Source organism: Streptomyces sp. NPDC050509, from assembly GCF_044457965.1.
Classification (GTDB): Bacteria; Actinomycetota; Actinomycetes; order Streptomycetales; family Streptomycetaceae; genus Streptomyces.
Map to the genome: position 1 here is coordinate 299716 of NZ_JBITHL010000010.1, position 24105 is coordinate 323820.

Sequence of the window (24105 nt, forward strand, 5' to 3'; positions counted from 1 at the left end):
CCCGTCGGCTGTCAGCCCGTCGGCTGTCAGCCCGTCGCGCGCTCGAACTCAGTCCGTCGCGCGCTTGGGCTTCGGGCGCCACACCACCAGCGCGCTCGTCTGCTGCACGTCCTGGTACGGCACCAGGTCCCGGCGGTACGACGCGTGCACCTGCGCCTCGCGCTGCCGCATCGCCGCCGCGGCGCCGTCCACCGCGGAGGACAGCTCGGCGACCCTGGCCTGGAGCGCGGCGACCTGGTTCTCCAGCTCGATGATGCGCTTGATTCCGGCCAGATTGATGCCCTCGTCCTGCGAGAGCTGCTGCACCTGCCGGAGCAGTTCGATGTCACGGGCCGAGTAGCGGCGCCCGCGCCCCGCCGTACGGTCCGGGGAGACCAGACCGAGGCGGTCGTACTGCCGGAGGGTCTGCGGGTGCAGCCCGGAGAGCTGGGCCGCCACCGAGATGACGTACACCGGCGTCTCCTCGGTCAGCGTGTACGCCCTGCCGAACGATGAGGACGGCCGCCGCCGCCCGTCCCTGTCCATCGGGTCATGCTCCCTTCGCCGCCTGGAACAGCTCCGCCCGCGGGTTCTCGTCCGCGGTCGCCTTCCGGTATGCCTCCAGCGCGTCGCGCGCCTCGCCGCCGAGGTCCTTGGGCACGACCACCTCGACGGTGACCAGCAGGTCGCCGCGGCTGCCGTCCTTGCGTACGGCGCCCTTGCCACGGGCCCGCATCGTACGGCCGTTGGGGGTACCCGCGGGCAGTTTCAGCGTGACCGGCGGACCGCCCAGCGTGGGGACCCGCACCTCGCCGCCGAGCGCCGCCTCCGTGAAGGTGACGGGCACGGTGATGGTGAGGTTGTCGTCCTTGCGGCCGAAGACCGGGTGCGCGTCGACATGGACGACGACGTACAGGTCGCCGCCGGGGCCGCCGCGCTCACCGGGAGCGCCCTTGCCGCGCAGCCTGATCCGCTGGCCGTCGCTGACACCCGCCGGGATCCGGACCTGCATGGTCCGCGAGGACCTGGCACGCCCGCTGCCCTTGCACACCTCGCACGGGTCCTGGGCGATCAGCCCGCGGCCCTTGCAGTCCACACACGGGTCGGTCAGCGAGAAGCCGCCGCCCGAGCCGCGCGACACCTGTCCGGTGCCCACACAGGTCGGGCAGACCCGCGGCGAGCCGTTCTTGTCGCCGGTGCCCGAACACGCCTTGCAGGGCGCCTGGCTGGACATCCGCAGCGGGACCGTGGCCCCGTCGACGGCCTCCGTGAAGCTGAGCGTCACCTCGGTGTCGATGTCCTGGCCGCGGCGCGGCTGCGTACGGGTGCCGGGGCCGCCGCGGTTGAACAGCCCGCCGAAGACGTCCCCGAGCCCGCCGCCGAAGCCGCCGGCCCCGCCGGCGCCCGCGGGGCCGCCCTGCGGACCGCCCTGACCGCCGCCGAAGAGGTCGCCGAGGTCGAAGTTGAACGAGCCGTTGCCGCCCGCGCCGGGACCCGGCCGGAATCCGCCGTTGCCGAAGAGCGAGCGCGCCTCGTCGTACTCCTTGCGCCGCTTGGGGTCACCGAGGACGTCGTTCGCCTCGGAGATCTCCTTGAAGCGCTCCTCCGCCTTGGCGTCGCCCTTGTTGGCGTCCGGGTGGAACTCGCGGGCGAGCTTCCGGTACGCCTTCTTGATCTCGGCCTCGGTGGCGTCCTTGGGAACGCCGAGAACCTTGTAGTAGTCCTTCTCCACGAAGTCCTTCGTGCTCATCCTCGACGTCCCTCCTCTCCGCCCGCACCGGCACCGCCGGTCACCGCGTCACCTGTGTCCGGCACACGGCCGGCGCGTCGCGCGCCGGCCGTCGCCGGTGTGTCTGCTCCGTCAGCCCTCGTCGGGGCCACCGTTCTCCCTGTCATCGGCCGAATCCGCCTGCTCCTCCGCGGACTTGGTCTTGCCGCCCGGCTGTGGCTCGGCCACCGCGACCCGCGCGGGCCTGATCGTCCGCTCCCCGAACCGATACCCGGGCTGGAGGATCGCGACGCACGTCGTCTCCGTGACGTCCGGCGCGTACGAGTGCATCAGGGCCTCGTGGATCGTCGGGTCGAAGGGCTCGCCCTCCGTACCGAACGGCTGGAGCCCCAGCTTGACCGTGACCGCTTCGAGCGACTCGGCGACGGACTTGAAGCCGCCGACCAGTTCGTCGTGGTCGCGCGCCCGGCCGATGTCGTCGAGCACGGGCAGCAGTTCGGTCAGCAGGTTCGCGACCGCGATCTCCTTGACGGAGACCCGGTCCCGCTCCACACGCCTGCGGTAGTTCTGGTACTCCGCCTGGAGCCGCTGGAGGTCCGCGGTGCGCTCACCGAGCGCCGTACGGACCTGGTCGAGCTGGGCCAGCAGAGCAGCGTCCTGGATGTCCCCGGCGGGGGCCGCCGGCCCGGACTCCTGAGGGGAGTCCGGCTCGGCGGCCTTCGGCGTGGCGTCGTCGGCGCCGGAGGGGACATCGGGCTTCTCCTCGAAGCCCGGAGTCTCCTCGGTCACGCCGCACCGTCCTTCCTGGGCTTCTCGTCGTCGACGATCTCGGCGTCCACGACGTCGTCCTCGGGCTTGGCCTGGCCTTCGCCGGCCGCACCCTCGGGTCCGGCGGCGCCGCCGGACGCCTGGGCGTCCGCGTACATCGCCTGTCCGAGCTTCTGCGAGACGGCCGCGACCTTCTCCGTGGCGGTACGGATCTCGGCGGTGTCCTCGCCCTTCAGCTTCTCCTTGAGATCGGCGATCGAGGCCTCGACCTCGGTCTTGATCTCGCCGGGAACCTTCTCCTCGTTGTCCTTGAGGAACTTCTCCGTCTGGTAGACGAGCTGCTCGGCCTGGTTGCGGGTCTCCGCGGCCTCGCGGCGGCGGTGGTCCTCGTCCGCGTACTGCTCGGCCTCTTCGCGCATCCGGTTGACCTCGTCCTTCGGCAGCGAGGAGCCACCGGTGACGGTCATCTTCTGCTCCTTGCCGGTGCCGAGGTCCTTCGCGGCCACGTGCATGATGCCGTTGGCGTCGATGTCGAAGGCGACCTCGATCTGCGGCACACCACGCGGCGCGGGCGGCAGACCGGTCAGCTCGAACATACCGAGCTTCTTGTTGTACGCGGCGATCTCGCGCTCGCCCTGGTAGACCTGGATCTGCACGGACGGCTGGTTGTCCTCGGCCGTCGTGAAGATCTCCGAGCGCTTCGTCGGAATCGTCGTGTTCCGCTCGATGAGCTTGGTCATGATGCCGCCCTTGGTCTCGATACCCAGGGACAGCGGGGTGACGTCGAGGAGCAGGACGTCCTTGACCTCACCCTTCAGGACACCGGCCTGGAGCACGGCGCCGATGGCGACGACCTCGTCCGGGTTGACACCCTTGTTGGCCTCGCGGCCACCGGTCAGCTCCTTGACCAGCTCGGCCACGGCGGGCATACGCGTCGAACCACCGACGAGCACCACGTGGTCGATCTCGGAGAGCTGGATGCCCGCGTCCTTGATGACGTTGTGGAACGGGGTCTTGCACCGGTCCAGCAGGTCGGCCGTGAGCTGCTGGAACTGGGAGCGCGTGACCTTCTCGTCCAGGTGCAGCGGGCCCTCGGCGGACGCCGTGATGTACGGCAGGTTGATCGTGGTCTCGGTGGAGGACGACAGCTCGATCTTCGCCTTCTCCGCGGCCTCGCGGAGACGCTGGAGAGCCATCTTGTCCTTGGCCAGGTCCACGCCGTGACCGTTGGCGAACTGCTTCACCAGGAAGTCGACGAGACGCTGGTCCCAGTCGTCACCACCGAGGTGGTTGTCACCGTTGGTGGCCTTCACCTCGACGACGCCGTCACCGATCTCCAGCAGCGAGACGTCGAACGTACCGCCACCGAGGTCGAAGACCAGGATCGTCTGGTCGTCCTTGTCGAGGCCGTAGGCCAGCGCGGCGGCCGTCGGCTCGTTGACGATACGCAGGACGTTCAGGCCCGCGATCTCGCCGGCCTCCTTGGTCGCCTGGCGCTCCGAGTCGTTGAAGTACGCCGGGACGGTGATCACCGCGTCGGTGACCTTCTCGCCCAGGTACGCCTCGGCGTCCCGCTTCAGCTTCTGCAGCACGAAGGCCGACATCTGCTGCGGGTTGAAGTCCTTGCCGTCCAGGTTGATCTTCCAGTCGGTGCCCATGTGGCGCTTGACCGACCGGATGGTCCTGTCGACGTTCGTGACCGCCTGGCGCTTCGCGACCTCGCCGACGAGCACCTCGCCGTTCTTGGCGAAGGCGACGACGGACGGCGTGGTCCTGGCGCCCTCTGCGTTGGTGATGACGGTGGGCTCGCCGCCTTCGAGAACGCTGACGACGGAGTTAGTCGTGCCCAGGTCGATGCCGACCGCACGTGCCATTTCGATTCCTCCAGGTGACTTGAGTGGAACAGGCTCAAGGATGCATGACAGATCCTGCGGAGTCAAAGGACCTGAGCCGAGGGGGCTCAATTATTGTGCGTCTGGGCCTCGACTGGAGGTTTCGCGGGCTCCGGACCGGCGGCTTTCCCGGCGGCTCCCCGACAGCTCCCTCGGGGCGCCTACCTGACCCGTGCCGCTCCAGCATGCGATCGTTCCCCATCAAAAGCCATATATCGCTCAGAGAACGGTCAGATGTGGCCATGAAGCGACATGCATCCCGAATCTCCCCACACCTGGAACCCAAGCGGCTACCCGACCCCAAGCGGCTGCTGGACCTCATCCTCGGGTCGGCCCTGCTGGTGCTGGCCTCGCCCGTCCTCGCCGGCGCCGCTCTCGCCGTCGCGCTCACCCGTCCGGCCGACGGAGTCCTCGTACGCGACTACCGCACCGGGCTCAACGGAAACCCCTTCCTCCTGAGTTCCCTGCGCACCCGCCGCTTCCGCCTCGACCTGCTCTCCCGGCTGCCCCATGTCGTACGCGGCGACCTCTCGCTGGTCGGGCCCGCGCCCCTGAAGTTCGGCTCCGCCGCCGCGGCGGCGCCCTGGCGGCAGCTCGTACGGCCGGGGCTGACCGGACTCGCGCAGGTACGGCGCCGTTCGGCGCTGCCGTGGGACGAGGCGCCCCTGCTCGACCAGCACTACGTGGAGCACCACTGGATCGGCCTCGACCTGGCGATCCTCGCCCGTACGCCCGGCGCGCTCCTTCCTGCGGTCAGGGTGCCCTCAGCGACACAGATCACCGGCCCCACGGCTACATTGCGACGGAATAAGTGGGTACCCTCAGCACGAACTGATTAAGTTACCGCTTAGTACGATCAGTATGAGTGCTGAGTCACCCACCCTCGCAGGCCCGAGGAGCCCCCGAATGCAACTCGCCGCGATCATCGTGTCGCTGGTCCTGACCGTGGTCGGCGTCGCGCTCATCGGCCGCGCCGTCGCGCAGATCTACCGGTTCGTCCGACTCGGCCAACCGGTGCCCGAGGGGAGCCGCACCGGCGACCCGAAGCAGCGCAGCCTCACCCTGGCCAAGGAGTTCGTCGGCCACACCCGGATGAACCGGTGGGGGGTGGTCGGCGTCGCCCACTGGTTCGTCGCGGTCGGCTTCCTCACGCTCGGGCTGACGATCATCACCGCGTACTGCCAGCTCTTCCGGGCGGACTTCGTCCTCCCGGTGCTGGGCGGCTGGCTGCCGTACGAGATGTACACCGAGTTCATCGCCCTGGCGACGACGGTCGGCATCCTCGTCCTGATGGGCGTCCGGCTGGCGAGCCTGCCCTCGCGCGCGGGCCGCAAGTCGCGCTTCACCGGCTCCAAGCTGGGCCAGGCGTACTTCGTCGAGTACGTGATCCTGGTGATCGGCCTCGCGATCCTCACGCTGCGCGGCCTGGAGGGCGCGATCCACGGCGTCGACCACTACGAGGCGGCGTACTTCGTCTCGTACCCCCTGGTCGCCGCGTTCGGCGGACTGAGCCTCGCCACCCTGCAGAACCTGGTGTACCTCGCCGCCATGATCAAGCTCGGCACGACCATGGCCTGGGCGATCACCGTCGGGCTCAACACCAACATGGGCGTCGCCTGGCACCGCTTCCTCGCCTTCCCCAACATCTGGTTCAAGCGCGAGGCGGACGGCTCCACGGCGCTCGGCGCGCTGCCGCCGATGACCAGCGGCGGCGAGCAGATCGACTGGGAGGACCCGGCCGAGGACGCGGTGTTCGGGGTCAGCCAGGTCGAGCAGTTCAGTTGGAAGGGCATCCTCGACTTCTCGACGTGTACGGAGTGCGGGCGCTGCCAGTCGCAGTGCCCCGCCTGGAACACCGGCAAGCCGCTCTCCCCGAAGCTCCTGATCATGTCGCTGCGCGACCACGCGCACGCCAAGGCGCCGTATCTGCTGGCGGGCGGCGGCAAGACGGCGGAGGGCGAGGAGAAGGCCTCGGCCGAGGCCCTGAAGGACGTACCGGCGGCGGCCATCGCGGAGGCCGAACGCCCGCTGATCGGGACGCTGGAGGAGAACGGCGTCATCGACCCGGACGTGCTGTGGTCCTGCACCACCTGCGGCGCGTGCGTGGAGCAGTGCCCGGTCGACATCGAGCACATCGACCACATCGTCGACATGCGCCGCTACCAGGTGATGATCGAGAGCGCCTTCCCGAGCGAGGCCGGGACGATGCTCAAGAACCTGGAGAAGAAGGGCAACCCCTGGGGGCTCGCCAAGAAGCAGCGCCTGGAGTGGACGAAGGAGGTCGACTTCGAGGTTCCGGTCGTCGGTAAGGACATCGAAGACCTCTCCGAGGTCGACTACCTCTACTGGGTCGGCTGCGCGGGCGCCCTGGAGGACCGCGCCAAGAAGACCACGAAGGCGTTCGCGGAACTGCTGCACATCGCGGGCGTGAAGTTCGCCATCATGGGCGGCGACGAGAAGTGCACGGGCGACTCGGCCCGCCGCCTCGGCAACGAGCCGCTGTTCCAGCAGCTCGGCCAGGAGAACGTGGCGATGCTGAACATGGCGTACGGGGAGTCCCTCGACGAGGAGGGCAACGCGGACGCCTCGACGAAGAAGCCGAAGGCGTCGAAGAAGATCGTCGCGACCTGCCCGCACTGCTTCAACACGATCGCGAACGAGTACCCGCAGCTCGGCGGCGAGTACGAGGTCATCCACCACACCCAGTTGCTCCAGCACCTCGTGGACGAGGGCAGGCTGGTGCCGGTGACCCCGGTCGAGGGCCTGATCACGTACCACGACCCCTGCTACCTGGGCCGGCACAACAAGGTCTACACGCCGCCGCGCGAGATCATGTCGTCCGTACCCGGCCTGCGCCAGCAGGAGATGCACCGTCACAAGGAGCGCGGCTTCTGCTGCGGCGCGGGCGGCGCGCGGATGTGGATGGAGGAGCGGATCGGCAAGCGCGTCAACAACGAGCGCGTGGACGAGGCCCTTTCGCTGAACCCGGACATCGTCTCGACGGCCTGCCCGTTCTGCCTGGTGATGCTGACGGACTCCGTCAACGGCAAGAAGAACGACGGCCAGGCCAAGGAGTCCCTCCAGGTGGTGGACGTGGCGCAGTTGCTGCTCGACTCGGTACGGGCACCGGGGGACCCGGAGCCGGCGGAGGAGCAGGAGAACGCGCCGGACCCGGAGCCCGAACCGGCGAAGTAGGACCGTCGCCCGCCCCGGGTGCGGGGCGGGCGCGGGAGCACGAGGCGGGCACAACCATCCGGGGGCGGGGCAGGTCCAACTGGCCATGCGGAAACGTCCGGTGGCCGGTAGGCGCGTCCTTGCTCCCGTGTCCCCTCTGATCGGCCTCATCTGTCTGGCAGGCCTGGCGACGGCGTGCGGGGGCGCGGGCACACCACCGGACGGCGGGCCGTCCGGGCCGACGGCCGGCGCGCCGTCCAGCGCATCGGCACCACCCCCGTCCCCGTCCCCACCCCCGTCCCCGTCCCCTCCTCCTCCCCCGCCGTCCGAGCCCGCCGCGTACTCCGACTTCGACGGCGACGGCGTGAGCGACCTCGTCCTGACCGACTCCGCCGCGACGGTCGACGGCGTCTACGCCGCCGGTTACGCGGCCGTGGTGCCCGGCTCACCGGACGGCCCGGCCCCGGCCCGCCACCGGGTGATCACCCAGAACGGCCTGAACCTCGGGAAGGCCGGCCAGGGCGGCGGGTTCGGAGGATCCGTGGCCTCGGCCGACCTCGACGCGGACGGGACGGCCGACCTGATCACCGGGGCGGGCACCAACACCGTCTTCGTCGTCTGGGGCGGCGACAAGGGCCTCGCTGGCGGGGCCCGGCTCTCCGGCAGCGCGCCGCTGACCGGCGACTTCGACGGGGACGGGTACGCCGACCTCGTCACCGCCGGGCAGTCGCCGTCCACGGCGACGCTGTCGTACGGCCCATTCAGCCGGGCGGGCGCGCCCGCGGCCACGGTGCCCCTGGACCTCACGCCGAAGGACGGCAAGGGGTACTACGCGGCCCGCCTCGCCGCGGCGGGCGATGTGAACGGCGACGGCCGGGACGACCTCGTCGTCACCTGGACCCATGTCTTCGTCGACGAGATGCCCGTCCCGCGCGCCACCGCCGTCCACACCGGGACCGCCCGGGACGCCCGGGACGCCGGGGGCTCCGGGGGCTCCGGGGGCTCCGGGGGCTCCGGGGGCGTATCCGCCGCGTACACGCGCCTCAAGGACGCGCGGGGCCAGGACATCTACGGCGCGGACACGCTCACCGCCGACGTCGACAAGGACGGCACCGCGGACGTGATCGTCGGGCGCTCCTGCGAGGTCATCGGCGACGAGCAGCTCGCGGACGACGGCAGCCGGCTGACAGTCGTGTACGGCGCCCGGGCGGGCCGTGGCCACGCCCGGAAGCCGACGACGATCGACGACCGGACGCCGGGGCTGCCCGGCGCGCCCGTCTCCTCCGGCTGCGACTTCGGGAGGGCGCCCACGGCGGGCGACATGAACGGCGACGGATACGCCGACGTGGCCTTCACCGCCCCGACGGAGGACGACTCGGCCGTGGTCCTCGTCCTGCGCGGCGGCAAGAAGGGCCTGACCGGAACGGGCGCCCAGCACCTCACGGGCCCCGCCTGGGCGCTCGCGCTGCTGGACACGGACGGGGACGGGGCGGCGGAACTGGCGATCGGCGAGAAGGCGCAGGTGCGCGTCCTGCACGGCGGCCGGGAGGGACTGACGGGCACGGGCCCCGGCACGGGCGCCGACGCCGACGGGTGGCCGCGCCGGATCACCCCGGCGGATCTCGGCCTGACGCCGGTGCCGGGCGACAACTTCGGCTGGGACTTCGGTCACCGAGCCCCCGCCCGGCCTGGGCACGGCCCTCCGCCACGCGCACAATGAGGCGGTGCGTCGGGGGTCGATGAGTACGGATGGGGCGGGTGGGGACATGCGGATACGACGGGTACGGCGGACACGGCGGACACGGCGAAGACTGCCGATACGTACGACGGCGGCGAGGACGGCGATCACCCTCTCCACCTGCGCGGCCCTGCTGCTGCCACTGACGGCCTGCACCGACACCTCCACCTCGTCCTCCTCCGCCTCGGGCGGCTCGACGGAGGCGAAGAACGGCGACACCGCCCCGGGCGCCGGCCCGACGGCCACCGCGCGCCGCGCCGTCCCGCGCGGCAGGGGCAGCCGCCTCCCGGACGACCTCAACGGCGACGGCCACCCCGACCTCGTACTGAACGACCTGGTCAAGGCGGCGGGCGACACGTACGGGGACGACGCGGGCATCGGCATCGTGTACGGCACGGCGGCCGGGACCGGCGCGGCCCGCCGCTTCGACCCTGCCGTACGCCAGACGCTCGACCCGCGGGAACGGGGTGCGCGCGTGGACGGGGTGCCGCCCGCGGCGTTCGACGCCGAGGCGGCGTGCGACCTCGACGGCGACGGCTTCGGCGACCTGATCATCGCCACGGACCCGCCGTACAACGGCATCGGGATGCCGCCCGTACCGCTCCAGATCCTGTTCGGCGGCCCGGGCGGGCCCACCGGCCGCGCGGTCGTCCTGCGGATCCCGGCGAAGGCCCGTGCGGGCGACGAGTGGCCCGACCACCCGGTCTGCGGCGACTTCGACGGGGACGGCGAGGTCGATCTCGCGGTCACCGCGAGCGCGGGCCAGGTCAGCTTCCTGCGCGGCCCGTTCCGCCGGACCGGCGCCCCGCGCACCGCCACCGCGCCGGTCCAGGCCGGCGGCCCGGTCCTGGCGGCGCCGGAACCGAGGAGCGATGTGAACGGGGACGGCTACGACGACCTCGTCGTCCTGCCCCGCGCCCACGCGCCCGGCACGGCCGCGCGCGGAACGCTGCTGCTGGGCGGCCCGAACGGCCCCGAGCGGCCCGGCGCGACGTACACCTTCACCGCGGTACGCAAGCCCCCGGCGCCACGGCTCCCCGGCGTACCGGGCGGCAAGGCGACCACGGAGATCCTGCGCGCGACGGACGGCTACCTGGTGACGAGGACGCACCGGGCGGAGAGCACGGACCTGATAGCGGCCTACGCGTCCGGTCCCAAGGCGCCGGCCTTCCGCCCCCACCCCCTGCTCACCTTCAGCACCGCGGTCTTCCTGGACTGACGTCCGGCGGACGCCGAGTGGGGCCGACCGACGTCCCCCGAGCCGTTTACTGGGGAGATCCCCCCAGGGTTCCCCTAAGGGATGTCACAGCTCGGCCGCAAAGGCCCTCCTGTTTCCCTCCCTTCGTCACCGCGCCCGTCGGGAGCGGGTACGTTCGATCGCGTGGCTGGATTCAGGATCGGACGCGGCCGGGACAACCGCACCTCGCAACAGCAACCGCAGCAACCGCCGTACGGACGGCAGGCGCCGCCCCCCGCATACGGGGGCGGTCAGCAGGGCGCGCCGTCGTACGGCCGGCAGCAGTGGCCCCCCGCGGGTGGTGGACAGCAAGGGGGCGGCGCGCCGTACGGAGGCGGCGGGCAGGGCGAACCCGAGTACTTCGGCGACCCGTACGGGCAGCAGGGGTACAGCGGCGCACCGCAGCCGCAGCAGCACGGCGACCCGTACGCGAACAACCCGGGGCACACCCAGGCGTTCCGCGTCGACGAGGAGCGCTACGGCGACGGCGCCACGTATCAGCCCGGCGCGGCCCCGGCCCCGGCCGGCCCCCGGCTGCGCTGGAAGGAGCTGCTGAGCGGCATCGTCCTGCGCCCGGCGCAGACGTTCCTCCAGATGCGCGACCTCCCGATCTGGGGCCCGGCCCTGATCGTCACGTTCCTCTACGGCCTGCTGGCGCTGTTCGGCTTCGACACGGCCCGCGAGGAAGCGATCAACGCGACGCTCACCACGGCCATCCCGTACGTCCTCACGACGGCGGTCGCCTTCGTGATCGGCGGTCTGATCCTGGGCGCGGTCACCCACACGCTCGCCCGCCAGCTCGGCGGCGACGGCGCCTGGCAGCCGACCGTGGGCCTCTCCATGCTGATCATGTCGATCACGGACGTCCCGCGCCTGCTCTTCGCGCTCTTCCTGGGCGGCGAGAACTCACTGGTGCAGATCATCGGCTGGGCGACGTGGGTGGCGGCGGGCGCGCTCTTCACGGTGATGGTGAGCAAGTCGCACGACCTGCCGTGGCCGAAGGCACTGGGCGCGTCGGCGATCCAGCTCATCGGCCTGCTGTCGCTCCTGAAACTGGGCACGCTGTAGGGACAAGGGCAGGGTCGAGGCGGCACAACCGCCCACCCTGCCCACTCCTCCCTGCCCACCTCTCCCTACGCCCCCCTCACCTACGCACGACAGGCGGCTCGACACTCCAGGGAAAGTTGATCCAGTCCTCGGTGCGCTTCCAGACGTACTCGCACTTCACGAGCGACTGCGACTTCTCGTATATGACGGCGCTGCGCACCTCGGCGACATGGCCGACACAGAAGTCGTGGACGAGCTTCAGTGTCTTGCCGGTGTCGGCGACGTCGTCCGCGATCAGGACCTTCTTACGGGAGAAGTCGACGACGTTGGGGACGGGCGCGAGCATGACGGGCATCGCGAGCGTGGTCCCCACACCGGTGTAGAACTCGACGTTGATCAGATGGATATTTTTGCAGTCCAGGGCATAGGCGAGCCCGCCGGCGACGAAGACACCACCGCGCGCGATGCTCAGCACGACATCCGGCTCGTAGCCGTCGTCCGCGACACTCTGCGCCAGCTCGCGCACGGCACGGCCGAACTTCTCGTACGACAGGTTCTCCCGGCGCTCGGTCATGGCCGCGTCACACCTGCGTCCGGTGGAAGTTGAGATACGAACGCGAGGCGGTCGGCCCCCGCTGCCCCTGGTACCGCGACCCGTACCGCTCGGACCCGTAGGGGAACTCGGCCGGCGAACTGAGCCGGAACAGACAGAGCTGCCCGATCTTCATCCCCGGCCAGAGCTTGATCGGCATGGTCGCCATGTTCGACAGTTCGAGGGTGACGTGCCCGGAGAACCCGGGGTCGATGAACCCGGCGGTGGAGTGCGTCACCAGCCCGAGCCGCCCGAGGCTGGACTTGCCCTCCAGCCGGGAGGCGATGTCGTCGGGCAGCGAGATGACCTCGTACGTCGACGCGAGCACGAACTCACCGGGGTGCAGGATGAACGGCTCGTCGCCTTCGGGCTCGACCGTACGCGTCAGATCGGCCTGCTCGACAGCAGGATCGATGTGCGGATAACGGTGGTTCTCGAACACCCGGAAAAACCGGTCGAGCCGTACATCGATGCTGGAGGGCTGCACCATCGTCTCGTCGTACGGGTCGAGGCGTACGCGGCCGGAGTCGAGCTCGGCCCGGATGTCCTTGTCTGAGAGAAGCACGCCCCGAGGATACGCAAGGCGCGCGAGCCCACCCCAATCGGGCAGCCCCACGCGCCTCACCCGCCAGGAATCAGCGCTGATCCACCCTGTTCACCGTCTCCACCGGCACGGCATGCCGCAACCGCGCACAACGCGGACACCGAATGAGCCGCCCGGGGCCGATCCGCCCGGTGTCGAGCTGCTGCATCGGGAATGTCGCAGTACTGAACACGTGCCCTTCGGCACAGCGGACGACGGTGCGTTCCATCAAGTCCATCAGGTCCTTTCCCCAACAAACGCGGACGAACGCCCACACTAGGGGATGATCAGGACACCACAAGAAGCGGCACTCCGCCCCCGACCCTACGCCCCAACTCCCGCCCCCGCCCCCCACCCACACCAACCGAACCCCACGACGCGACGGGCGCCCGGGGCAGGGGATGGGGTAGAGTGTCCGACGATGCGAAGCCGATCACCGGCTCGCCAAGCGGGTGTAGTTTAATGGTAGAACATGAGCTTCCCAAGCTCAGAGCGCGAGTTCGATTCTCGTCACCCGCTCCACACAAAAGCCCCAGGCCAGCGGCCCGGGGCTTCCTTGTTGTCTCAACCTCTTACGGGTCGCCGTGCCCGCCGCGTGCCCGTTCGCAGTTCGGCGCGATCAGCCCGCCTGACCTCGTGATCACTGCCCAATGTGTGCATGCCCGAACGCTCAAGCAAAGTCCTGCGCGAGCTCCATCCAGAGCTGGCTGCGCCAGGCGGGCCGAGAGAAGCACTTCGCGATAGTCGACGCCACGCCTGACATGGGGGGGGATGCCGATCGATCAACTGCGGCGCGAGTGGACATTGCTCGCGGCGAGCCCGCTGGAAGCGGCACCGCCCGGGAGGATGGTCCCGGCCGCATGGCGACTGCCCCTGGAGCGCTCACCGGCGATCAGGCTGGGCGACGCCGAACTGGCCGAGGTCTGTACGCGCGGCCGGCCCTGCGGGCGTTCTTCCCGTTTCCGTCGCACGGGGCTGCGAAAGGCTTGGCGAGTGGGGCCGACGGAACCGGGTAACGTCTTTGTCATGTTCTCCTAGACACCCATTTACGAGCGAGAGCGTGATGGGCCCCCGCTGACGCCCTCGACGTCGCCACGCCCGTCCCCACCGATGAATCCGTACACATCATTCCGGGAGAACTCATGACCGTGAGCAAGAACATCAACAACCCCGTGGGCATGGGTGGCGGGCAGCGCAAGAGGCTGTCCCGCGCCGAACGGCAGAACAACGGTCCGCACCGCAACCTCGACCGCAAGGGTGCCGCCGACCAGAAGGCGGAGCTGGTACGCAAGATGCGCGAGAAGGCAGGCGCAGCCGAGGGCGCCGAGCAGACGGGCGACGACACGGCTCAGAGCTGACGCACCGCCGCCGCAGGGCGGCAGGCATCGCACGGGGCGGAGCCGGGTCCGGCTCAGCTCTCGGCCGACCACCCGGGGTCCGTGTGCCGCTACGTGCCCGTCAGGACGGTGAACGGCGGTCAGCAGAGGCCCGGACGAAGCCACTGCGGCACGCCTTCAGGTGCGCGTTTCCCCAGTCCAGAGGCGGGCAAGCCTACGCAGTACTGGGTGATTCCCAAGCTCAGAGCGCGAGTTCGGTTCTCGTCACCCGCTCCATGACGAAGGCCCTGGTCAGCGACCAGGGCCTTGTTTGTCGTCTGGACCATTTTCTGTTGAGCCGGCCCTCCGCCCGCCCTGTCTGCCAGCAGGAGCGGGATTTCGGCGGACTTCCGCGCCGCCTCGGGGCAATGGGACCTCATCTCCGGCCACGATGTTCCACGGGGCCAGATCGTGATGGGCGACGAGGCGAGGAGGACCGGGCGTAGTACTGCGGTACTAACGGGCTCCGCCGGATTCGGATCCGCGGTACCGGATGGTCGGCCGGTACCGCTCCTAGGTTGAGATCGCGGGTCAGTCAGGCCCAGCTCACCCAATGATCTCTTCTCCTGGTGGGAGTAATCCGTGGCCACCTTCCTCTATCGGCTCGGCCGGCTGTCGTTCCGGCGACGACGCATCGTCGTGATGCTGTGGGTCGCCGTCCTGGCCGCCATCGGCATCGGCGCCATGAGTGCGCCCGGCACCTCCTCGGGAAGCTTGAGCGTTCCGGGCACGCAGTCGCAGCGGGCGATCGACCTGCTGCAGAAGGAGTTCCCGCAGGCGTCCGCCGACGGCGCCACCGCGCGGGTGGTGTTCGAGGCGCCCAGCGGGCAGAAGCTCACCTCCGGCGTCAACAAGGCCGAGGTCGAGTCCCTGGTGGCGAAGCTGGAGAAGTCGCCGCAGGTGTCGGGCGTCTCCGACCCCTTCACCAGCGGCCTGGTCAGCAGGTCCGGCACCATCGCCTACGCCCAGGTGTCCTACAAGGTTGCCCAGGCCGACGTCGGCGGCGCGGCCCACGCCGTCCAGACGGACGTCGTCGCCCAGGGCGAGAAGGCCGGTCTGAAGGTGAGCCTGGGCGGCAACGCCGTCGAGGGCAAGACCGCGAACAAGGCGGCCGAGCTGATCGGCGTCGGGGTCGCCGCCGTCGTCCTGGTGATCACCTTCGGTTCGCTGACAGCGGCCGGACTGCCCCTGCTCACCGCGATCCTCGGGGTGGCCGCGGCCGTCCTGTCGGTCACGCTCGCCACGCGTTTCTTCGACCTGGCCTCGGCCTCCACGACCCTGGCGCTGATGCTGGGCCTGGCCGTCGCCATCGACTACGCCCTGTTCATCGTCTCCCGCTACCGCAACGAGATCCACGACGGCCAGGAGCCCGAGGAAGCCTGTGGACGGGCCCTGGGCACCGCCGGCTCGGCGGTCGTTTTCGCCGGTCTGACCGTGATCGTCGCGTTGAGCGGCCTGAGCGTCATCGGTATCGGCATGCTCACCTCGATGGGGCTGGCCTCGGCCTTCGCCGTCGCCGTCGCCGTGATCATCGCGCTGACCCTGCTGCCCGCCGTCCTCGGCTTCGCCGGGATGCGGATCATGAAGAGCAAGATGCTGACCCGCCGTATGAAGGCGCTGGAGCGCGGCGAGGGCGAGTCGATGGGCGTGCGCTGGGCGAAGTTCGTCACCCGCAGCCCGGTCAAGGTGCTCGTGGTCTCGGTGGCCGGCCTGGCCCTGCTGGCCATCCCCGCGCTGTCCCTGCGGATGGCCCTGAACGACGACTCGATGGAGCCCCCCGGCAGCACCCAGCGGATCGCCTACGACACCCTCAGCAAGGGTTTCGGGCCGGGCTTCAACGGCCCGCTCACGGTGGTCGTCGACGCCCGGGACAGCGACGGCCCCAAGGCAGCCGCCCAGGACGCGTACGCCATGCTGGGCAAGCTGGATGACGCCGCCACCGTTCGCCCCCCTTCCTTCAACGAGGCGGGCGATGTGGCCCTGCTCGGCGTCGTCCCCAAGAGTGCCCCTACCGGTGAAGCCACCAAGGACCTCGTCAACGAGATCCGCGACCGCAGCGCCGCCCTGCACCAGGACACCGGCGCCGACCTGATGGTCACCGGCCTGACCGCCGTCAACATCGACGTCAGCACCAAGCTCTCCCAGGCCCTCGTGCCGTACCTGGCCATCGTCGTGGGCCTGGCCCTGGTCCTGCTCCTGCTGGTCTTCCGGTCGATCGTGATCCCGCTCAAGGCCGCCCTCGGCTTCCTGCTCAGCGTGGCCTCCACCCTCGGAGTCGTGGTCGCGGTCTTCCAGTGGGGCTGGCTGAAGGACCTCTTCGGCGTCGACCAGACCGGCCCCATCGTCAGCCTGCTGCCCATCGTGCTGATCGGCGTCGTGTTCGGACTCGCCATGGACTACGAGGTCTTCCTCGTCTCCCGCATGCGGGAGGAGTACGTCCACGGCGCCGACCCCACGAAGGCCGTCGTGGAGGGCTTCCGGCACAGCGGCCGAGTGGTCACCGCGGCCGCGGTCATCATGGTCTCCGTCTTCTCGGGATTCCTCCTCGACGACGCGGCGCTGATCAAGTCCATCGGTCTGGGGCTCGCCGCCGCCGTGTTCATCGACGCCTTCGTCGTCCGGATGACCATCGTCCCCGCGGTGATGGCTCTGCTCGGCCACCGCTCCTGGGCCTTGCCGAAGTGGCTGGACCGCATCCTGCCCGACGTGGATGTCGAGGGCGAGAAACTGCGCCACGCGCTCGAAGCCGAGCGGACGGTCCCCGCGCCTGAACCCGTGCTCGCCGGGGTCGCCGCCGGGGTCCACGCGGGCTCGGACGACCACGGCATCCCCCGCACCTTCACCGGCGTCCACGCTTCTGGCGACACGGACGTACCGGCGCCTGCCCAGCGGGCGCGCGGGAAGGCACGAGGACTGTCCAGGCTCAAGCAGCGCCTCGCACGGGGCAGCGACGCCACCGACGCCGCCGACACTCCGGAGCCGAAGGCACCGGCACGCAGGAAGCTGCTGAAGAACCCGATACGCAGGCGTTGACGAGAGCGAGCCGCAGCACCGGCTTCCGTACGGCTCCCGACATGGCGGCCGACTCTCACCGGCCGCCTCCCCTGCCCCGCCCGCCGGCCCGATCCCCCCTCGGCCGGCGGGCGGTCCCGAAACCGCGAAGGGCCTACCCGTGACCGCACCGAGCACGCCCGCTCCCGGCCCACGCCCCGATGAGCGCCAGTTCCTTCGGGCCCTGACGGACGATCCCGAGCAGCGCGTGATCGTCTCGGTCATGTCCCGGCTCGCCTCGTGGCGGCGGGCCGACCGGGCCCGTCCCCGGGTCCGGCGGTGGGGTGTCCCGGCCTTGTGCTTCGCGGGCGGCAGCGATGCCTACCTCAACCCCTACAACGTCAGCGACCCCCAGCTGCCGATCATCCTCGCCTTCTGCGTCCCGCTGCTGTGGCGGGAACGACGCCCCATGCTGGTCTTCGCCCTCACCACGGCCGTTTCCATCGTCTCTCTCCCCCTGGGTGTGCTGACCGGCGCCGAATTCGCCCGGATGGTCGCCCTGTTCAATGTCGGCCGCCACTGCCCCCCACGCCTGCTGGCCGCCGCCACCGGCGTCACCCTCGTCCAACTCGTCGCATGGGCCTACTTCTTCTGGCGCGGACATCAGTTGGAGTACGTCACGCGTCCGGAGCCCGTGACGTTGCTGGCGATGGTCGCCGTGGCGGCGGTCGCGGCACTCGGCCTGCTCCTGCGGCTGGCCTACACCTACATCGACACCCTGAAGAAGCAACGCGACCAGCAGGCCCGTCTCGCCACGGCGCAGGAACGCGCCCGTGTCTCCCGCGAGATGCATGACATCCTCGGCCACACCCTCGCCGTCATCGTCGGCCTCGCCGACGGCGCCGCCGGGCTCGCCGAGACCAAGCCCGAACGCGGCGCCCAGACCCTCCGCATCATCGGCGCCAGCGGCCGTGACGCCCTGGCCGAACTGCGCCGCCTGCTCGCCGTCATCGGCAACGACAACGACCGGCCGCACAATGCCCCGCTGACCCCGCAGCCCGGCCTCGCCGACCTCGACGCCCTGCTCGACCGGGTCCGCGCCGCCGGCCCCACCGTCGCGCTGCACGCGCACGGCGACCTCACCGGCCTGGCCCCTGGGCTCCAGCTTTCCGCCTACCGCATCATCCAGGAGGCCCTGACCAACACCGTCAAGTACGCCGCCTCCGACACCTCGGTCCACGTCTCCGTCGCCGCCGACCCCGACACCGTACGCATCACCGTGGAGGACACCGGCCCGCCCCGCATCCACACACGCCGTGGCGGGACGGGCAGCGGCAGGGGCCTGGTCGGTATGCGCGAGCGCGCCACCCTGTACCGGGGCGACGTCACCGCGGGCCGCAACCCTCACGGCGGCTGGACCGTCCACGCCCTCCTCATCCCCAACGCGCCTGCCAGATCCTGAGAGACGCCCCACCGCCCCGCACGAGCTGACCGCGGCATCCCGCCGACGGGGCAAAGCCTGCCGGGAGGGGCACTGGCTCTGGTACCCCGGTACTGGACGACCGCCGCCCCCGAACCGTTGTCAGCCGTACGATTGCGGAAGAGCGGTCGCCCCTGGTCGGCGTTCGCCCCCAGTCGCCGCCCGTCCGGCCGTCCACCGGGACCGGCGAGCGCCTCGCCCGCACCGCGAAGGGCCCCGACCTTGCCCCCCACGCCCCCACAGGATTCCCGGCCCGGTCGACACGGTCCCGACCGGGCCGAACTGCCCGAGGCACTGACGAGCGACGCCGAGCAGCGGGTGATCGTGTCGATCATCGCTCGGCTGTCTTCCTGGCGGTGGGCGGACCGGGCCCACCCCCGGGTCCGGCGGTGGGGCGTACCGCTGTTCTGCTTCGCCCTGGGCCTTCCATCCGTACTCGACCCCGCCGGCGGGACCGGAGTCGCCGAAGAGCTGGTCCTCACCGTCGCCCTGGCCGCCCCCCTGCTGTGGCGGGAGCGCAGGCCCATGCTGGTCTTCGTACTCACCAGTGCCACCGCCGTGCTGACGGCCTACGCAGGGTCCCTCCACGGTGCCGACGCCGGTGCCGACGCCGCACGCCTCGTAGCCCTGTTCAACGTGGGCCGCTTCGCCTCCCCCGGCCAGTTGCTGATCGCCCTGGCCATCTCCCTGACGCAGCTCGTGGCCTGGGCCACCGGGCTGTGGGGCGACGGTCCGCCGGAGTACGCCGCACGCTCGGAACCCGTCATTCTGCTGGGGACGGTGACGGTGCTGGCCATCGCCGGCCTCGGCCTCGCCACCCGCCTGGTGAACGTCGTCATCGCCGCCCTGCAGAAGGAGAAGGACCAGCAGGCCCGCCTCGCCGTCGCCCAGGAACGCGCCCGCGTCTCGCAGGAGATGCACGACATCCTGGGGCACACCCTCGCCGTCATCGTCGGCCTCGCCGACGGCGCCGCCGGCCTGACCGAGACAAAGCCCCAGCGCGGTGCCGAGACCCTGCGGATCATCGCTGACAGCGGTCGCGGCGCCCTCGCCGAACTGCGCCGGCTCCTCGCCGTCATCGGTGACGGCAACGACCGGCCGCACGATGCCCCGCTCGCCCCGCAGCCCGGCCTGGCCGACCTCGATCCGCTGATCGAACGCGTCCGCGCCGCCGGCCCGAGCGTCACCCTCGGCACCGAGGGCGACCTCACGGCGCCGGCCCCCGGCCTCCAGCTCGCCGTCTACCGCATCGTCCAGGAAGCCCTCACCAACTCCCTCAAGTACGCCGCCGCCGACACCTCCATCAGCGTCCGGGTAACCGTCGGGCCCGGCACGATCCACGTCGACGTCGAGGACACCGGCCCCCTCCGCGCACCCCGCTCCCGAAGGCGGAGCACCGGAATCGGCCGCGGCCTGATCGGCATGCGTGAACGCGCGGCCATCTACCAGGGCCAGGTCACCGGCGGACCCAACCGTGAGGGCGGCTGGAGCGTCCACGCCCGGCTCCTCACCACCCCGCCCGTCACCACGACCAGAACGGAGAATCCCCGCGCATGACCACCGTGCTCATCGTCGACGACCAGGCCCTGCAACGCCTGGGCTTCAGCATGCTCCTGGAACAGCACGCCGACCTCACCCTCATCGGTGAAGCCACCCACGGCGCCGAAGCCGTCCGCATGGCCGCCGAGCTGAAGCCCGATGTCGTCCTGATGGACGTTCGTATGCCCGGCATGGACGGCATCGAGGCCACCCGACGCATCATCGCGTCCGGCGGACGCTCGCGCATCCTGGTCCTGACCACGTTCGACCTCGACGAATACGCCTATGACGCCCTGCGCGCCGGAGCCTCCGGGTTCCTGCTGAAAGACGCCCTGCCCGAGGAACTCGTCTCCGGCATCCGCGCGGTGGCCGCCGGGGACGCCGTCATCTCGCCCGGTCTGACCCGCAAGCTCATCGACGCCTTCGGCAGCCGTCTGCCGGGCCACACGCCCGAACAGGAACGGCAACTGGCCCGCCTCACCAACCGCGAACGCGAAGTACTCACCGCCATCGCGACCGGCTGGAGCAACACCGAGATCGCCGCACGCTTCTCCCTCGCCGAATCCACCGTCAAGTCACACGTGAGCAGCATCCTCACCAAGATCGGGGTCCACGACCGGGTCCAGGCCGTGATCTTCGCCTACGACGCCGGCCTCGTCAGACCTGCCTGAACACGACTGGAGGACTCTGCACCGGACTCGGGCGCCTGTCCCCCGGCTTCAGACGGGCGGCGCCTTCTTCGCCACAGCAGCGCGCCCCCGATCGCCATCAGGGCGACCAGGGCGAGGGCAGGGCCGCCCAGCGTGAGGACGCGCTGGAGAGAGGTCGCGGCGGCGTATCCGACACCCGCTTCCGCTGTGGCCCACACACAAGCTGCGACGACGCTGTACGGAGCGATACGCCGGTAGGGCAGGCGGGTGGCGCCCGCCGTGTGCGGGGCGAGGGTGCGCACCACCGGCAGGAAGCGGGCCACCAGGACCGCTCGGCCGCCGTGGCGCTTCATCAGCGTCTCGGCCCGGCCCCACGCGGCATCCGGAACGCGACGGCCCAGCCGGCCGCCGCGCAGCCGGTCACCGAGATATCTGCCGGTGCGGTGGGCGAGGAAGTCACCCACCACCACGGCGCCTGCTGCGACTGCGATGACGAGGAGAATGTCGACCTGGCCGGTACGAGCCAACGCGCCCGCGGTCAGGAGCAGGGACAGTGTCGGGACGAAAGCACCGACCAGAAGGACCGACTCGGCCAGGACCGCGGCGGCCACCACCATATACGCCGCGGTCGGCGAGAGGTGGCCGAGCATGTCGGAGAGCACGTTCACCGCCGAGTCCCGTCCAACTGCGACGTGGGCCGGTCCGCGGAGACGAGGGGGCGCCGCAGATGCCAGACGCAGGCGGGAGGAAGATTGGCCCACACCGTCCAGCGGCCCGTGGCGTAGGTGCGCTGGTAGGCGGCCATGATCTCGTCCACAGCGGCGTGGCGGCGGGCTTCGCCCCGCGGTGCCGTCAGGGCACGGGCTTTGCGGGTGCCGAGGTAGGCGAAGTAGGTCAGTGTGCCGCCGGGGTGGAGGAGTTCCATGTAGCGGGCCATGATGCGCTCGACCTGTACGGGCGTGAAGTTGGTCAGCGGCAGCCCCGAGACGATGACGTCGTACCGCTGGTCGGTGTCGAGCTGCTCGACGTAGTTCTGGTGCACGTTCACCTGCGCGGGCCTGGCGGCCAGGTGCGGGTGCGTGGTGACGAGATGGCGCAGTCGGGCGGCGAAGCGCGGGTTGGCCTCGACGATGTCCAGGCGGCTGCCCCGGGACAGCTGCGGGATCAGGGCCCGGGTGACCGGGCCGGTGCCGGCCCCGGCTTCCAGGACCGCCAGTGGGCTGGGCGCCTGGGCCCGTACGGGGTCGGTGAGCGCGCGGGCCAGGGCCTTTCCGCTGGGGGCTATGGCACCCGTGGTGCGCAGATCACGGGCCGCTTCGAGCAGGAACATCCAGCCTTCAGCATTGCGCTGCGCCAGGACACGGTCGTGGGAGGTGGTCCAGTCGTTCATGGAATTGACGCTAGAAAACCGCGTCCGACCTCGGATCCGCCGTTCTGCGACGGCGTCCCCCTACGAAAGTAGGGGGTGGACATCACCAATCGTCGGACGGAACAGCGCACCGGTCTGCCTAGGATTGACCAGGTGAGCAGCAGAGAAAGCCGCAGATGGGCGGCGTACGGACGTGGGGCTCTCGTAGCCCTGTGCGTACTGGCCGCCGCGCTGAACGACGTGTCGGTCGTAGGGCGCTACCTGGCCCCCGTCCTCACCGCGGCGCTGGTGTGCGGAGCGGCTCTGCTCGTGCCCCGGCTGCGATGGCCCGTCTCGCCTCTCCTGGTCACCGTGGCCACGGCGTGGTGGGGATGGCCGCTGCTGCCCCTGCTGGCAGTCGCCCTGTTCGACCTGGCCGTGGACCGCCGGGCGCGGGTGGCGGTGGGATGCGCCGTCGCCGCGCTGAGCGCCAACCTGCTCAGCTACCAGGCCACCTCCCTGTGGACGGGGCAGTCCTACGCGTCCACGCTGCTCCTGCCGGTGCTGGCCGTGCTCGTCGGGCTGTGGCTCGGCAGTCGGCGCCGCCTGATCCAGGCGCTGGCAGCCGACGTCGAGCATCTGCGCATCGAGTCGCAGCTGCGCGAGGAAGCGGCCCGCATCACGGAACGGTCCCGTATCGCCGCCGAGATGCACGACGTCCTGGCCCACCGCCTGAGCCTGATCGCCCTGCACACCGGTGTCCTGGCCACCAAGAGCGACACACTGCCCGCACTCGTCGCCGAACGCCTCGGGCTGCTGCGCACGACGTCCGTCGAGGCCCTCACCGATCTGCGCGACGTTCTCGGCGTGCTGCGCGACCCCGACGCCGCGCCGGCCGGCGCCGCCCTCACGCCGATGATGAGGGAAGCAGGGGAACTGGCCGACGAGGCCCGCGCCGCCGGCCAGCACGTCGAGCTGACCACCGACGGCCTTCCCGACCAGGCTCCGACCACCCACCGGCTGGCCGTGTACCGCATCGTCCAGGAAGCACTGACCAATGCCCGCAAGCACGCCGACGGTGCTCCGGTGACCGTACGCATCGACTACGGGCCGCCCGCCACCCTCGTCGAAATCACGAACCCCCCTGGCACTCCCCGCACGGACACCGTCGGCAGCGGCTACGGACTCGTCGGCCTGCGCGAACGCGTCACCGCCCTCGGCGGGCACCTGAACTCCGGACCGGCCGGCGCGGGCGCCTGGCGGCTGGCCGCACGGATCCCCCACCCCGCCGGCATCGAACAGAACGGCCCCCGCACATGATCCGCACCATGATCGTCGACGACGACGCCCTGGTCCGCCTCGGCCTGGCCGACCTCTTGGACGGCGACCCGGACATCGAGGTGGCCGCCCAGGCCGCTGACGGCCTGCAGGCCGTCGAACAGGCCACCGCCCACCGCATCGACGTCGCCCTGGTCGACGTACGCATGCCCCGCATGGACGGCATCACCGCCACGACCCGCCTGCGAGCCCTCCCCCACCCGCCGAAGGTGATCACCCTGACCACCTTCGACCTCGACGAGTACGTCTACAACGCCCTCGCCGCCGGGTCCGACGGCTTCCTGCTCAAGGACACCGACCCGGCGGAAATCCTGCGTGCCGTCCACTTGGTGGCCGCCGGCTCGGCCATGCTCCACCCCACCGCGGCCCGCCGCCTCATCGACCGCTACCACGCGGCCAACCAGCCCGAGGCAACCGCTGCCAAGGCCCGGCTGGACCGGCTCACCCCCCGCGAACGCGACGTGCTCACCCTGCTCGCCCAAGGCGACACCAACGCCGACATCGCCACCCGCCTCGCCATGCGTGAGAGCACCGTCAAAGCCCACGTCAGCCGCATCCTGACCTCCCTGGAAGTCACCAACCGCGTCCAGGCCGCCCTGCTGGCCCGCGACGCGGGACTCACCACCTGACGAGCGGTGGACGGG

The 24105-nt window shown here is 70.7% G+C and carries 21 protein-coding genes and 1 tRNA gene; 13 read left to right on the forward strand and 9 right to left on the reverse strand.

Annotation, left to right across the window (positions count from 1 at the left end; genetic code table 11):
* Positions 1-48 precede the first annotated feature (48 nt).
* From ACIBJC_RS28580 to dnaK, 4 genes are all read right to left on the reverse strand, one after another.
* Entirely contained in the window at positions 49-525 is a 477-nt protein-coding gene (locus ACIBJC_RS28580; protein WP_329824211.1) for a heat shock protein transcriptional repressor HspR, read from the reverse strand.
* A 4-nt stretch (positions 526-529) separates the two neighbouring features.
* Positions 530-1729 (reverse strand): molecular chaperone DnaJ, encoded by a 1200-nt coding sequence (gene dnaJ, locus ACIBJC_RS28585; RefSeq protein ID WP_329824212.1) that lies wholly within the window; start codon positions 1727-1729, stop codon positions 530-532.
* 111 nt (positions 1730-1840) lie between these two features.
* On the reverse strand, positions 1841-2497 hold the full coding sequence (grpE, locus tag ACIBJC_RS28590) for a nucleotide exchange factor GrpE (protein ID WP_329824213.1): 657 nt from the start codon (positions 2495-2497) through the stop codon (positions 1841-1843).
* The gene (gene dnaK, locus ACIBJC_RS28595) at positions 2494-4350 is read right to left on the reverse strand and encodes a molecular chaperone DnaK (protein ID WP_399297256.1); all 1857 of its coding nucleotides are present in this window, start codon (positions 4348-4350) and stop codon (positions 2494-2496) included. The genes grpE and dnaK overlap by 4 nt, the downstream gene beginning before the upstream one ends.
* A 260-nt stretch (positions 4351-4610) precedes the next feature.
* Here dnaK and ACIBJC_RS28600 point away from each other — a divergent pair, with 260 nt between their 5' ends.
* From ACIBJC_RS28600 to ACIBJC_RS28620, 5 genes are all read left to right on the forward strand, one after another.
* Positions 4611-5207 (forward strand): sugar transferase, encoded by a 597-nt coding sequence (locus tag ACIBJC_RS28600; protein WP_399297258.1) that lies wholly within the window; start codon positions 4611-4613, stop codon positions 5205-5207.
* A gap of 67 nt (positions 5208-5274) precedes the next feature.
* A complete protein-coding gene (locus tag ACIBJC_RS28605; RefSeq protein ID WP_399297260.1) occupies positions 5275-7563 on the forward strand; it encodes a (Fe-S)-binding protein in 2289 nt (762 codons plus the stop codon).
* Positions 7564-7906: 343 nt separating this feature from the next.
* A complete protein-coding gene (locus tag ACIBJC_RS28610; protein ID WP_399297262.1) occupies positions 7907-9262 on the forward strand; it encodes an FG-GAP and VCBS repeat-containing protein in 1356 nt (451 codons plus the stop codon).
* Positions 9263-9308: 46 nt separating this feature from the next.
* A complete protein-coding gene (locus tag ACIBJC_RS28615; protein ID WP_399297264.1) occupies positions 9309-10499 on the forward strand; it encodes an FG-GAP repeat domain-containing protein in 1191 nt (396 codons plus the stop codon).
* Positions 10500-10661: 162 nt separating this feature from the next.
* Positions 10662-11585, forward strand: a complete 924-nt coding sequence (locus ACIBJC_RS28620) for a Yip1 family protein (protein ID WP_399297266.1) — start codon at positions 10662-10664, stop codon at positions 11583-11585.
* A gap of 76 nt (positions 11586-11661) precedes the next feature.
* On the opposite strand, the gene ACIBJC_RS28625 is transcribed toward ACIBJC_RS28620, so the two are convergent.
* The 3 genes from ACIBJC_RS28625 to ACIBJC_RS28635 all read right to left on the reverse strand — a co-directional run bounded on the left by ACIBJC_RS28625 (position 11662) and on the right by ACIBJC_RS28635 (position 12977).
* Entirely contained in the window at positions 11662-12138 is a 477-nt protein-coding gene (locus ACIBJC_RS28625; RefSeq protein WP_399297268.1) for a phosphoribosyltransferase, read from the reverse strand.
* 7 nt (positions 12139-12145) lie between these two features.
* On the reverse strand, positions 12146-12721 hold the full coding sequence (gene dcd, locus ACIBJC_RS28630; RefSeq protein WP_329824221.1) for a dCTP deaminase: 576 nt from the start codon (positions 12719-12721) through the stop codon (positions 12146-12148).
* 70 nt (positions 12722-12791) lie between these two features.
* Positions 12792-12977 (reverse strand): hypothetical protein, encoded by a 186-nt coding sequence (locus ACIBJC_RS28635; protein ID WP_329824222.1) that lies wholly within the window; start codon positions 12975-12977, stop codon positions 12792-12794.
* Between the two features lie 210 nt (positions 12978-13187).
* Between ACIBJC_RS28635 and ACIBJC_RS28640 the strand changes: the two genes are divergently transcribed.
* From ACIBJC_RS28640 to ACIBJC_RS28665, 6 genes are all read left to right on the forward strand, one after another.
* Positions 13188-13261: transfer RNA gene (locus tag ACIBJC_RS28640), tRNA-Gly, on the forward strand.
* 620 nt (positions 13262-13881) lie between these two features.
* Complete coding sequence (locus ACIBJC_RS28645) at positions 13882-14097, forward strand: DUF6243 family protein (RefSeq protein ID WP_399297271.1); 216 nt, start codon at positions 13882-13884, stop codon at positions 14095-14097.
* Positions 14098-14697: 600 nt separating this feature from the next.
* Positions 14698-17148, forward strand: coding sequence for an MMPL family transporter (locus tag ACIBJC_RS28650; RefSeq protein ID WP_399297272.1), 2451 nt, complete (start codon positions 14698-14700; stop codon positions 17146-17148).
* Between the two features lie 139 nt (positions 17149-17287).
* The gene (locus tag ACIBJC_RS28655) at positions 17288-18568 is read left to right on the forward strand and encodes a sensor histidine kinase (RefSeq protein WP_399297274.1); all 1281 of its coding nucleotides are present in this window, start codon (positions 17288-17290) and stop codon (positions 18566-18568) included.
* 240 nt (positions 18569-18808) lie between these two features.
* A complete protein-coding gene (locus ACIBJC_RS28660; RefSeq protein ID WP_399297276.1) occupies positions 18809-20143 on the forward strand; it encodes a sensor histidine kinase in 1335 nt (444 codons plus the stop codon).
* Entirely contained in the window at positions 20140-20796 is a 657-nt protein-coding gene (locus tag ACIBJC_RS28665) for a response regulator (protein WP_399297278.1), read from the forward strand. The genes ACIBJC_RS28660 and ACIBJC_RS28665 overlap by 4 nt, the downstream gene beginning before the upstream one ends.
* Here the strand turns inward: ACIBJC_RS28665 and ACIBJC_RS28670 are convergent.
* A complete protein-coding gene (locus tag ACIBJC_RS28670) occupies positions 20766-21443 on the reverse strand; it encodes a DedA family protein (RefSeq protein WP_399297280.1) in 678 nt (225 codons plus the stop codon). The genes ACIBJC_RS28665 and ACIBJC_RS28670 overlap by 31 nt on opposite strands.
* Complete coding sequence (locus tag ACIBJC_RS28675) at positions 21440-22165, reverse strand: class I SAM-dependent methyltransferase (protein WP_399297282.1); 726 nt, start codon at positions 22163-22165, stop codon at positions 21440-21442. The genes ACIBJC_RS28670 and ACIBJC_RS28675 overlap by 4 nt, the downstream gene beginning before the upstream one ends.
* Positions 22166-22297: 132 nt before the next feature.
* Between ACIBJC_RS28675 and ACIBJC_RS28680 the strand changes: the two genes are divergently transcribed.
* Together ACIBJC_RS28680 and ACIBJC_RS28685 are read left to right on the forward strand one after the other, a co-directional pair.
* Complete coding sequence (locus tag ACIBJC_RS28680; RefSeq protein WP_399297284.1) at positions 22298-23443, forward strand: sensor histidine kinase; 1146 nt, start codon at positions 22298-22300, stop codon at positions 23441-23443.
* Positions 23440-24090 carry a response regulator gene (locus tag ACIBJC_RS28685; RefSeq protein ID WP_399297286.1) on the forward strand — a complete coding sequence of 217 codons (651 nt, stop codon included), beginning with the start codon at positions 23440-23442 and terminating at the stop codon, positions 24088-24090. Before ACIBJC_RS28680 ends, ACIBJC_RS28685 begins: the two co-directional genes overlap by 4 nt.
* The last annotated feature ends 15 nt before the right edge of the window (positions 24091-24105 follow it).